This is a genomic window from Vibrio navarrensis, from assembly GCF_015767675.1.
Taxonomy (GTDB): domain Bacteria; phylum Pseudomonadota; class Gammaproteobacteria; order Enterobacterales; family Vibrionaceae; genus Vibrio.
In genome coordinates, this window is record NZ_CP065217.1 from 2207017 (window position 1) to 2218589 (window position 11573).

Annotated in this window: 10 protein-coding genes; 3 read left to right on the forward strand and 7 right to left on the reverse strand. The window is 48.6% G+C overall.

Annotated elements, in window-relative coordinates:
• Positions 1–21 precede the first annotated feature (21 nt).
• Both cls and I3X05_RS10570 read left to right on the forward strand, forming a co-directional pair.
• Positions 22–1476, forward strand: a complete 1455-nt coding sequence (cls, locus tag I3X05_RS10565; RefSeq protein WP_193167081.1) for a cardiolipin synthase — start codon at positions 22–24, stop codon at positions 1474–1476.
• A 112-nt stretch (positions 1477–1588) separates the two neighbouring features.
• On the forward strand, positions 1589–2800 hold the full coding sequence (locus I3X05_RS10570) for a cystathionine beta-lyase (RefSeq protein WP_337970706.1): 1212 nt from the start codon (positions 1589–1591) through the stop codon (positions 2798–2800).
• Positions 2801–2870: 70 nt separating this feature from the next.
• On the opposite strand, the gene I3X05_RS10575 is transcribed toward I3X05_RS10570, so the two are convergent.
• The 7 genes from I3X05_RS10575 to pspA all read right to left on the reverse strand — a co-directional run bounded on the left by I3X05_RS10575 (position 2871) and on the right by pspA (position 10197).
• Complete coding sequence (locus I3X05_RS10575; RefSeq protein ID WP_045571965.1) at positions 2871–3437, reverse strand: DNA-3-methyladenine glycosylase I; 567 nt, start codon at positions 3435–3437, stop codon at positions 2871–2873.
• An 81-nt stretch (positions 3438–3518) separates the two neighbouring features.
• Entirely contained in the window at positions 3519–6626 is a 3108-nt protein-coding gene (locus tag I3X05_RS10580; protein WP_337970707.1) for an efflux RND transporter permease subunit, read from the reverse strand.
• Positions 6619–7704, reverse strand: coding sequence for an efflux RND transporter periplasmic adaptor subunit (locus I3X05_RS10585; protein ID WP_413470299.1), 1086 nt, complete (start codon positions 7702–7704; stop codon positions 6619–6621). Before I3X05_RS10585 ends, I3X05_RS10580 begins: the two co-directional genes overlap by 8 nt.
• 1 nt (position 7705) lies before the next feature.
• Positions 7706–8737, reverse strand: a complete 1032-nt coding sequence (locus I3X05_RS10590) for an efflux RND transporter periplasmic adaptor subunit (RefSeq protein ID WP_045572067.1) — start codon at positions 8735–8737, stop codon at positions 7706–7708.
• Between the two features lie 158 nt (positions 8738–8895).
• Positions 8896–9285 carry an envelope stress response membrane protein PspC gene (gene pspC, locus I3X05_RS10595; RefSeq protein ID WP_337970708.1) on the reverse strand — a complete coding sequence of 130 codons (390 nt, stop codon included), beginning with the start codon at positions 9283–9285 and terminating at the stop codon, positions 8896–8898.
• Positions 9278–9511 carry an envelope stress response membrane protein PspB gene (gene pspB / locus I3X05_RS10600; RefSeq protein ID WP_045571969.1) on the reverse strand — a complete coding sequence of 78 codons (234 nt, stop codon included), beginning with the start codon at positions 9509–9511 and terminating at the stop codon, positions 9278–9280. The genes pspC and pspB overlap by 8 nt, the downstream gene beginning before the upstream one ends.
• Positions 9512–9525: 14 nt before the next feature.
• Entirely contained in the window at positions 9526–10197 is a 672-nt protein-coding gene (pspA, locus tag I3X05_RS10605; protein WP_193167084.1) for a phage shock protein PspA, read from the reverse strand.
• Positions 10198–10423: 226 nt separating this feature from the next.
• Between pspA and pspF the strand changes: the two genes are divergently transcribed.
• On the forward strand, positions 10424–11458 hold the full coding sequence (gene pspF / locus I3X05_RS10610) for a phage shock protein operon transcriptional activator (RefSeq protein ID WP_045571970.1): 1035 nt from the start codon (positions 10424–10426) through the stop codon (positions 11456–11458).
• The last annotated feature ends 115 nt before the right edge of the window (positions 11459–11573 follow it).

Consider the following 11573-nt stretch of genomic DNA (forward strand, 5'->3'; position numbering starts at 1 on the left):
AAAAAATGTTTAGAGATCATGATGGATAAGTTCTACCACTTTCTTACTCTTGCTGGCATCGGTTTATATTGGGTACTGGTTGCGGGGGTCACCTTGCGAGTCGTGTTGAAGCGACGGGCCGTGAGCGTCTCGCTGGCATGGCTGATGATCATCTACATCTTGCCTGTATTGGGCATTGCCTGCTATTTCCTGTTTGGTGAGTTGAACTTAGGTCGTAAACGCGCCGAGCGAGCCAAAGAGATGTTTACTCCCTACGCCAAATGGTTTGCGCAGTTGAACGATTGCCAAGCACACACGCCAGAGTCGATGGGGCACCATATCTATCGGATAGATGAGCTGTGTAACAATCGCCTCGGCTTACCCGCTCTAAGCGGTAACTCGCTTTCGCTGCAACGCTCACCAGACGAGATCCTGCATTCTGTTATTCGCGATATCGAAGCGGCGCAAAGTTGCATTCGTATGGTGTTTTACATCTGGCATCCCGGAGGGCTCGCGGATTCGGTGGCCTCCGCACTGATTCAAGCAGCCAAACGAGGGGTGGATGTGAAACTGCTGCTCGATTCCGCAGGCAGCCCGCGCTTTTTCCGTAGCCCTTGGTATTCGATGATGAAAACCGCCGGCATTCACGTGGTTCAGGCATTAGAAGTGAGCCCTTGGCGGATATTCTTACGACGACTCGATTTGCGCCAACATCGCAAGATCATCGTTATAGATGATGAAATTGCTTATACAGGCTCGATGAATCTGGTTGACCCGGTTTTTTTCAAACAGAGCAGCGGCGTCGGACAGTGGATCGACATCATGGTGCGTATCACCGGGCCTACGGTGAATGTGCTCTCAGCCATCCATTGCTGGGACTGGGAAGTGGAGACTGGCTCTCGATTCTTACCAAGATTGCCCGAATGCCCTTTGGATGCCGAGCTGCATAAGCATCCCATCCAGGTGGTTCCCTCTGGCCCAGGTATGCCTGAGTATCTGATCTATCAAGCGCTGACGCTGGCGATCAACCAAGCCAACCATTCGGTGACAATCACAACCCCTTACTTTGTGCCAAGTACCGATTTGCTCGAAACACTCAAAATGACCGCGCAAAGAGGGATTCAGGTTGAGTTGATCATTCCGCACAAGAACGACTCTATGATGGTGCAGTGGGCCTCACGCGCGTTTTACACTGAGCTAATGGAAGCGGGTGTGAAAATCCATGAGTTTTACGGCGGCTTACTGCACACCAAATCGGTCGTCATCGATAAGCAATTCTGCCTAGTCGGCACGGTGAATCTTGATATGCGCAGCCTGTGGCTGAACTTCGAAGTCACTCTCGCTATTGAGGATCTGCAATTTACCTTAGAGATGCACCAGCTCCAGCAAGAATATAAAGCGCAGTCGCATAAACTGCGACTACAGCAATGGAATGAACGCAGCCTCTATTCTCGCTTCCTTGAAAGGCTCTTCTATCTGTTTAATCCTCTGCTGTGAACGTTAGGCCAAACGCTTTTAAGAAATGCTTTTTTGTTTGGCTTGTCCCCTTGCCAATCCCCTGCTGTCCATGTTTTAAATAGAGGATTCTTATTTAGGACAAGGAACTGATATGTCGCAAGGCAAACAAACAAAATTCGTGACGGCGGGACGCAACAAAAAGTGGACCAACGGAGTGGTAAACCCTCCAGTACAACGCGCTTCGACTGTCGTTTTTGAGAGTGTGGCGGAAAAGCATCATGCGATGGTGAATCGCGCCAACAAAACCTTGTTCTACGGACGTCGCGGTACGACAACGCACTTTGCCTTTCAAGAAGCGATGGTGGAAATTGAAGGTGGCGCGGGCTGTGCGCTTTACCCCTGCGGCACCGCAGCCATCAGTAACGCGATTCTTTCGTTCGTCGAGTCCGGCGACCATCTATTGATGGTGGATACCTGCTATGAACCCACCCGCGACTTCTGTGACAAAATCCTTAAAAAATTCGGCGTTGAGACCACTTATTACGATCCGATGATCGGTGAAGACATCCGTTCACTGATCAAACTGAACACCAAAGTGCTGTTTACCGAATCTCCGGGTTCTATCACCATGGAAGTACAGGACATTCCGACACTCGCACGCATCGCTCACGAGCACGGCATCATTGTCATGCTGGATAACACCTGGGCGGCAGGCGTGAATTTCTCGCCATTTGAACATGGTGTCGATATTTCCATTCAAGCAGCAACTAAGTACATCGTTGGTCATTCCGATGTGATGTTAGGCACCGCGGTTGCCAGCGAGCAATACTGGGATCAACTGCGCGAGCAAAGCTACTTGATGGGCCAGTGCGTTTCGCCAGATGACGCTTATCTTGGCCTACGCGGCATTCGTACTTTGGACGTGCGTCTGCGCCAGCATGCGGAAAACAGCCTAAAAGTTGCCGAATGGCTCGCAACGCGCCCCGAAGTCGACCATGTTCGCCACCCTGCTCTACCGAGCTGTCCGGGGCACGAATTTTTCAAGCGCGATTTCACCGGTGGCAACGGACTGTTTTCATTCGTGCTAAAAACCAGCTGTCCAAAAGCGACCACGGCACTGCTAGATGGAATGCAGCACTTTAGCATGGGCTACTCTTGGGGTGGGTTTGAAAGCTTGATCTTGGCCAATGAACCGAAGAGCTTTAACAGCCTGCGCACCATCGCCAATCCCAATTTTACAGGCACGCTCATTCGCCTACATATTGGTCTGGAAGATATCAACGACCTGATTGCCGATCTACAAGCCGGGCTTGAACGCTACAACGCTGTGCTGTTAGAAAAAGAAGTTTCACTCAGTCAGTAATCAAGATGTGACTCGCCCTCCGTTGTGGAGGGCGAGTTGTGTTAAAGGATTTGTCTTACTCACGCCCGAGTTAGTGTTGCGCTTTACAAGGACAGCCAACCACGTGATCATCGACCATACCAACCGCCTGCATGAAGGCGTAACAAATTGTCTCACCAACAAACTTAAATCCACGCTTTTTCAAAAACTTGCTCATTGCTTTTGATTGCTCGGTGGAGGCAGGCACTTGCTGCATCGACGTCCACGGATTCACCATTGGTTTATGTTCGACAAACTGCCACAACGCGTTACTGAGTGAGCCAAACTCTTGTTGTAGTGCAATCGCCGCTTTTGCATTACTGAACACCGAAGCAATTTTGCCTTTGTGTCTCACCACATCAAATCGTTCAATAATTTGATCGATACGCTCTTCGCCATACGTAGAGAGAAGCGATAAATCGTAGTCCTCAAATGCCTGACGATAACCTTCGCGCTTTTTCAGTACCGTAATCCAGCTTAACCCGGCTTGAGCACCTTCTAAGGTAATAAACTCAAATAATTTTTTGTCATCAAAAACAGGCTTCCCCCATTCAGCGTCATGATATTCACGCTCCAAGGGGTGGTTCATCGCCCATGCACAGGTATTCTGTTCTGTCATTCAATTATCCCTAAACAATGCGCTTTGCGGTCACGATAACCTCACCAAACAAAGCGCATCAAATCAACGCTCTCCCGTGCCTTATTTCGGCACAGCCACTTTATGGAACAGACGATACAGCACAGGTACGACAATCAATGTCAGTACTGTAGCAAATCCAAGACCAAACATAATTGTCACTGCCATCGGCTTGAAGAAAATATCAGGCAGTAACGGCACCATACCTAAAATGGTGGTAATCGCCGCCATACACACCGGACGCACACGGCTGAGTGAGGCATCAACCACCGCAATATAAGGGTCTTTACCCGATTTCATTTCTATTTCGATCTGATCCAGTAGCACAATACCATTTTTCAACAACATACCCGAGAGGCTTAAGAAACCAAGCAGCGCCATAAAGCCAAATGGGGTATTGAGTGCAAGTAAACCCGTCGTCACGCCAATCACCGCCAGGGGCACGGTTAACCATACGATGAGAGGTTCCTTAACCGAATTAAACAGGAACACGGTGATCAGGAACATGAATAGGTAACCCATCGGCATGGTCTGGAACAGCGATGCTTGCGCATCTCTTGATGACTCATATTCGCCGCCCCACTCTAGCGAATAGCCGGGAGGCATCGGAATCGCTTCAATTGCTGACATCAATCTCGTTTGTAGTGTCGCGGCGGTTTCTTCACCTAAAATGTCTGGGTCGGCCATCACCGTGAGAATGCGTTTGCGGTTTTTCCGTACTATGATGGGGTCTTCCCACTTGAGTTCATAACCCAAGGTGACCTGCTGCAATGGAATATACTCACCCAAAGCTGGGCTCCAGATCTTCATCCCCTCGATATTACGAATATCAACACGCTCAGCTTCAGGCAAACGCGCCATAATAGGCATCAAGGTTGTGCCATCACGGTATACCCCAACAGCCTTACCAGAAAACGACATCGCGAGGAAATCATCCACATCCGACTTGGTGATGCCATAGCGTCGTGCTTGGCTTTCATTAAATTGCGGCTCAAGTACTTTGGTCCGTTCTCGCCAATTGTGACGGACATTGGTCGCGCCGGGGTCTGCATACATCACGTCCATCACCTGTGATGCGATGGAGCGCAGCACTGTCGGATCCGATCCGACGATACGCGCCTCGATTTTCGCGCCACCACCAGGACCTAATTCAATCTGTTTCAGTTTGTAGTTAATTTCAGGAAAGTGATTACCGACATATTGGCGAAACTTATCCATCAGAGGTGCCAGTGTTTCGTAATTGGTCACGCGCGTCGTGATTTCGCCATAAGCGGCATAGCTTTTCTCAGGCGCGTAAGTCAGCATAAAACGCTGCAAGCCTTTACCAGCAGTTGTCGTTACATGTTCTACACCGTCTTGTTCTACCAACCAATCTTGCAATACTTTGAGTTTGGTGTTGGTCGCACGAATATCACTGCCTTCAGGCAACCAGATGTCCGCTTGGAATATCGGCGTCGTCGACGATGGGAAAAACGCCTGTTTAACCAAGGTAAAACCATACAAGCTGACGAACAAACCGACTAATAATACCCCTATCGTCAGCCACGCGCGCCGCATACAGAATTCGAGAAAGTTTTTGTATACGATAAAAATCATTCCCTTGTAGGGATCAACCTCGTCGCCATTTTGCTGCGCATTTACCTTTTGTCCTCTAAAAAAGAGATCGGCAAAAAATGGGGTTAGGGAGATAGCGGTGAACCAGCTCAACATTAAAGAAATCAATAGAACCGTAAACAACGTGCCACAATATTCACCCGATGCGTCCTGTGACAAACCAATCGGTGCGAATGCCGTTACAGCGATCACCGTGGCGCCGAGCAAAGGCCACTTGGTTTGCGTGACAATATCCGTCGCGGCTTGAAGACGTGTTCGTCCTTTTTGCGTGCCAATTAAGATACCTTCAACCACCACAATGGCATTATCGACCAGCATCCCCAGCGCGATAACCAAAGCCCCTAGGGAGATACGTTGCAAATCGATCTTAAAATACAGCATGAAGATGAAGGTACCGAGCACCGTCAGCAATAAGATCAAACCAATGAGTAACCCTGAACGTAATCCCATAAAAAACAGCAAGACAATGATCACAATCGCCACGGCTTGCCCGAGACTTACAACAAACCCACTGACCGATTTATCCACTTCTTTCGGCTGACTGTAAATTTCTGCTATGTCGATGCCAACGGGTTGTTGGTATTTTAGCTCGGCCAAACGTCGATCAAACAAATTGCCGACTTCCACCACGTTGACACCTTGAGCGAATGAAATGCCAATATTCAGCGCCAACTTACCGTTAAAGTTAATGATATTGCTAGGAACCTCAACATACCCACGTTTGATCTCTGCCACATCGCGCAGATAAATCAGCCCCTGCGCACCATTCTCTGTGATGATCAAATCGCCCAGTTGATCCACATTCTGAAACTCACCAGTAGGATGTATGCGAATGTACTCATCACCAATGCGAATCGCTCCGGCATCCGATACCGCATTCTGCGTTGAAAGTAAGTTGAACACTGTGTTGGGAGAAAGACCAAGGCTACTCAAGCGCTTCATCGAAACTTCAATAAACACTTGTTCTTGTTGCTGCGCAGACACCGATACCTTACTGACTCCATCGACCAGTTCCAGCTCTCGGCGCAAATAATCGACGTAATCCAGCAACTCTTTGTAACTGTAACCTTCTCCGGTAATCGCCAACAAAATCCCATACACGTCACCAAAATCATCAATCACTTGCGGCTCATTGACACCCGGCGGTAACTGGCCTTTCAAGTCATTGACTTTGCGACGCAGTTCATCCCAAATCTGCGGTAAGTCATTTGGCCCGTAGTTCCTTTTCATTGAGACGGTGATTTGTGACAAGCCTCGACTCGACAAGGAGTTCACTTCGTCTACATACGGAAGCTGTTGAATGGCTTTCTCTAGCGGGTAGGTCACTTCTTCTTCGACTTGCTGCGGTGTTGCTCCGGGATAGGAGGTCACCACCATGGCGTCTTTAATAGTAAAAGCAGGGTCTTCCAAACGCCCCAGACCAAAAAACGCCGCCGTACCACCAATCAAGAAAATCAACGAAATCATCCAGCTGATCACACGATTACGAATAAAATAGGCCGCAATTCCCGCTATTTCTTGGTCGCTTTGAGGCGAGTGTTGTTTGTTGTCAGTCATTGCTAGCCTCCTGAGCAATCACGTTTACCGCCATACCATCCCGCAGTCTGGCAATTCCCGCGACCACGACTTGATCATCCTTGTTTAAGCCTTGGTAGATCTGCACGCTCTCTTTCGAGGCTTTACCGACCACAACTTTGCGCTTACTTACCGTGCTATCGGCGTTCACAATCCAGACAAACTTGCTGTCCGTATCCAGCGGATCGCCATCAGCATTGAACACCGCTTCGATTGGTACTCGGATCCCTCGATTGAGCTCCAATCCCACCTGCTCTCCTCTCGTCGTCACTTCAACCGCCATGCCATCAAGAATGAACTCGTTTTCAGGCATTGGCATCGACAAGGTGACGGTAAACGTGCCCGTTGCGGGATCGGGTTCTGTGGTGAACTCTTGAATGCTTGCCATATATTCATTGCCACTAGGAACACGGACACTCGCTTGGACATGAGAAAGTTTTTCTTGGGATGGCTGGTTGCTATAGAGTTGATCGGGCAACTGTATGAGCACTTCCACGGCATCCAAACTGTGGATGTTGACCACTTGCTGGCCAACTTGAACATTCTCAAACTTCTCAACACTGACCCGAGAAATTATGCCATCCATCGGCGCTTTCAGTTGAGTAAATGAGAGGCGTAATTTAGCCAGTTCTAATTCGGCTAGGGCAATTTCTCTTTGTGCCGCAATTTCATCAAATTGCGATTTTGCCAACAGTCCTTTGTCAACCAGAGGTTTGGAGCGGTTGAACTGGCTGTCTACCACGGAAAAGCGCGCTTGGGCATTTTCAACGTCTAATCGATAGTCGGTTGGGTCGAGTTCGGCGATCATTGCGCCTTTAAGGATCCTATCCCCTTCACGAACATGCAGATTAGTGACCTCACCAGCAACACGAAAGCTCAACTGAGACCGTTGCGCGGCATGAGCCACCGCAGGAAAATAGAGATTGTCTGGTGTTGAGCTGTCTACCTGACTTGCCACTTTTACGTTGGGAATAACAGGGGCGGTGGCTTGTTGCCCTTCACCACATCCGCTCAACAGCGAGAGGGATGCCAACGCGCTAAAATATGTCCATTGCTTCACGTTACAGCCCTCGCTCTTTGATCCATTCACGCACTTTTATTCCTGCCTCTATACCGCTGACACCAGAAATAATGATCTTGTCGCCATCCTGAAGACCGCTCAATACTTCACGCTTAGGATTAAGTTCAATCGGCGCAGCCTGAACAATACCTTGTTCATCCACACGCCAGACATACTGCTGTTGCTCACGCATAAAAATGGCATTTTGCGGGATCTGCGTTGCGGCATTGGAAGACGCCACAAGACGCACATTGCCAGCCATGCCAGGTAATACCCCTAAATCTTGGGGGCGTTCCATAATCATGGTGACTTTGTAACTGCCTCTTGTGGAGTCTGATTCAGTATCTATTTCTTGAAAACGCAACGGAAATTCATGCTCAGGGAAAGCATCGAACTTCATACTGGCAACGGGCTCTTTTTCTGATGAAAAACGCCCGAGCAGATGGTCCGGCAATTGGAAAATCACCTTTAACAGTTGATTGCTCTGGATATTCATGACCGTCTGCTTCGCGCCAACGTATTCGTGCGTCTCCGCGATAACCAGTGATACTGTACCGTCGTAAGGAGCGACAAGCTTAGTGTAACGCAGGTTGGCTTCCGCTTGCTCTAAGGTGGCACGTGCCGATTTATGATTGGCTTGAGCCTGGTCAAAGTCTTGTTCTGAAACCACTTTGTCGGCGCGCAGTTTTTTAAAGCGTTCATATTGCACTTCAGCCAAGGTAAAATTCGCTTTGGCTTGTTTGCTAAGTAAGGCGTATTCGTCAGGATTTAGAGTGGCCAGCGTTTGGCCTTTACTCACTCGCTGCCCTGCGGTTACTTCAATGGTTTGCAACTGCCCAGGAACCCGAAAGGTCAGCACGGCTTTGTCGCCAGCTTCTGAAACGGCAGGAAAAGTACGTTCAAATTGGGAATTGCCAACGGAAACAGTAAATAACTTAGCTGGCCTGGATTCTGGTTCGGGAATTGGCGGGAGTTCTCGGCCACAACCACTGACTGTTGCCGCAACCGCCAGAAAAACAAACGCTCTTCTCATGGTAATCATCCGGTTAGATTTAAGTAACTAAACCTTAGATGACGTATGCTTTTTGTTCCAGTTCAGGTTGCTGAACTCTCGGTGGAACAGCAAAAATAAAGAGCAAGCCTGAAGCTTGCTCTCACTTTTTTGTTTGATTTGACTGGCACTTGGCTCGCTTAGAGCTTGCTAAACTCGCGGTTCACTTTGAACGTATCAGAAGTCACATACGCTTCCATATCGCGTACCCTGCCTTCAATTTTACTAAAGTCTTTTTCCAACACAGACAGCAGTTCTTCCGCGCTTTGCCCTGCCTGCCAAGGCTTTGCTTTGAGTTTGTGTTCCTGTTTTGCCTTGAGATTTTCTTCATATCTTATCGGCTGCTTTTCCAGCATCAACGTCATCGCGAAATAGGCCAAGATAACGAGAAAGCTGCCGCCGAGTAGCGCCGCCGAAATCACCAAGATACGAATCAGCCACACTTCCGCACCGAAAAAGTTGGCAATGCCCGCACATACTCCAGAAAGTTTGCCATTCACCGGGTCACGGTACAGTTCTCTATCACTCATATCTGCGCCTCCAATCAGGTGTTTCTGCGTCGAGAATGCGTTCCAGAGTCTCTAGTCGGTTCTGCAACGATTCTGCCCGTTCCGATAGAGACTCTAGCCTTTGCAGATCGACATTCGATAGCCCGCTGCTGGCTTTGCGCTTACTACGGTAATGAAGGAACAGCCAAAGTGGTGCGACAAAAATCAGAAAGACAGTTAATGGTCCAGCGATCATAAATGTCGTCATAGTGGCTCCTTGGATTATTTTTCTTGTGAGTTAACTTGTTCTTTTAGCTTTGCCAGCTCTTGTTCAATTTCGTCTTGCGCCTGAAGTTCGGCAAACTCTTGTTCAAGTGATCTGGACGCGCCACTGTTGGCGTAGAGATCCGCTTCCGCTTCAAGCTCATCGACTTTACGGGCGTATTGTTCAAATTTGGCCATCGCTTCATGGGTGCGGCCAGAACTTAGATGACGTTGTACATCGCGACGATTTGACGCCGCTTGATTGCGAATGGTCAACGCTTGCTGCTTGGCACGTGTTTCGGCAATTTTGGTTTCCAGTTTGCCGATTTCACCCGTCAACTTTTCGATGGTTTCTTCGACCAATGTCTGTTCAGTATGCAAGCCTTTGATAATATCTTGCAATTTTTGTCTTTCAATCAGCGCGGCACGCGCCAGATCTTCACGCTGTTTGGTCAACGCTAAGGTCGCTTTTTGTTGCCAATCGGCGATCTGTGCTTCCATCGCTTCAACTTTACGCGCCAGCTCTTTTTTATCCGCTAACGCTTTAGCGGAGTTGGTGCGCACTTCAACGAGTGTGTCTTCCATTTCCTGGATAATGAGACGAATCATTTTTTCCGGGTCTTCAGCCTTGTCGAGCAATGCGCTGATGTTGGAATTGATAATGTCTGCAAAGCGAGAAAAAATGCCCATAATGAAACTCCTCTGTGGCTCTCTGGACTCGTGCGCTGTGTTAGGGTGCACGACATAAAATACTTGGTTGCTAAAGGTATAACAATAAGCGTGCCAACTTAAATTTTTCTTTTTTTTCATACAGATAGCAAGTCGCTTGTCTGAACACCACACTATGCTATGATGATTCTCACCAATTTTTGGCAAATTTTACCACTTCGCCTCTGCTGACCATGAGAAGGATGTTATGAAGCAAAACCTTATCGGTGAATCGCCGGCTTTTCTTGCTGTGCTAGACAAAGTATCGCAATTGGCACCTATTGAACGCCCTGTCTTGATCATTGGCGAACGTGGAACGGGAAAAGAGTTGATAGCCCAGCGGCTTCACTATCTCTCAAAGCGTTGGGATAAGCCATTGCTGTCACTCAATTGCGCAACGCTCAGCGAGGGTCTGATTGACTCCGAACTGTTTGGTCACGAATCTGGCTCGTTCACGGGTTCAAAAGGAAAGCACAAAGGCCGTTTCGAGCGGGCTGAAGGTGGCACTTTATTTCTTGATGAACTGGCAACAGCACCGCTTATGGTTCAGGAAAAGCTACTTCGGGTGATTGAATACGGCGAATACGAACGGGTTGGCGGCCACCAAGCACTGACCGCCGATGTACGTCTAGTTTGCGCGACTAACGCCGATCTACCGCAAATGGCAGAAAGCGGTGTTTTTCGCGCCGACTTGTTAGACAGGCTAGCGTTTGACGTCATTATGTTGCCGCCGCTTCGAGAGCGTAGAGAAGATATCTTATTGTTGGCCGAACATTATGCAATCAAGATGTGTCGCGAGCTAAAACTCGATTACTTCGTCGGTTTTACGCAAAACGCCCAAAACCAGTTGAACGAATACCCATGGCCGGGCAATGTGCGTGAATTAAAGAATGTGGTAGAACGTGCTATCTACCGTCACGGAGTCGACCCTGACCCCATTGACGAATTGAGTTTCAATCCATTTGCCACCAGTTGGACACAGAAACACGCTGTAGTGACTCCGGCGGCTTCGCCCGCCAACCAGAAAGAGAGCCGCCCTAGCGCAACGACGGATCAGCCCTCCACCCAGTTTAATTTCCCATTGGATTATAAGCAGTGGCAAGAGAATCAAGATATTTTGCTGCTCACACAAGTACTGGAAGAGAGCAAATACAATCAACGCCAAGCGGCTGACTTGCTCGGCTTGAGTTATCATCAGTTTCGCGGCATGGTGAGAAAATACGCATTAGTTGGGCAAAACTAGCCTAACCTAGCACGAAAAAGCAGCGTGACAATGTTACACTTAACACAATCGCGCGAGTTGGTTTATTCAGGTGGAATACTTCTTCCCATAAGAAAAATTGCCTTGATAACGCCTT

Coding starts and splice junctions, on each gene's coding strand:
- cls (WP_193167081.1), top strand. CDS start 22: ATGGATAAGTTCTACCACTTTCTTACTCTTGCTGGCATCGGTTTATAT.
- I3X05_RS10570 (WP_337970706.1), top strand. CDS start 1,589: ATGTCGCAAGGCAAACAAACAAAATTCGTGACGGCGGGACGCAACAAA.
- I3X05_RS10575 (WP_045571965.1), bottom strand. CDS start 3,437: ATGACAGAACAGAATACCTGTGCATGGGCGATGAACCACCCCTTGGAG.
- I3X05_RS10580 (WP_337970707.1), bottom strand. CDS start 6,626: ATGACTGACAACAAACAACACTCGCCTCAAAGCGACCAAGAAATAGCG.
- I3X05_RS10590 (WP_045572067.1), bottom strand. CDS start 8,737: ATGAGAAGAGCGTTTGTTTTTCTGGCGGTTGCGGCAACAGTCAGTGGT.
- pspC (WP_337970708.1), bottom strand. CDS start 9,285: ATGAGTGATAGAGAACTGTACCGTGACCCGGTGAATGGCAAACTTTCT.
- pspB (WP_045571969.1), bottom strand. CDS start 9,511: ATGACGACATTTATGATCGCTGGACCATTAACTGTCTTTCTGATTTTT.
- pspA (WP_193167084.1), bottom strand. CDS start 10,197: ATGGGCATTTTTTCTCGCTTTGCAGACATTATCAATTCCAACATCAGC.
- pspF (WP_045571970.1), top strand. CDS start 10,424: ATGAAGCAAAACCTTATCGGTGAATCGCCGGCTTTTCTTGCTGTGCTA.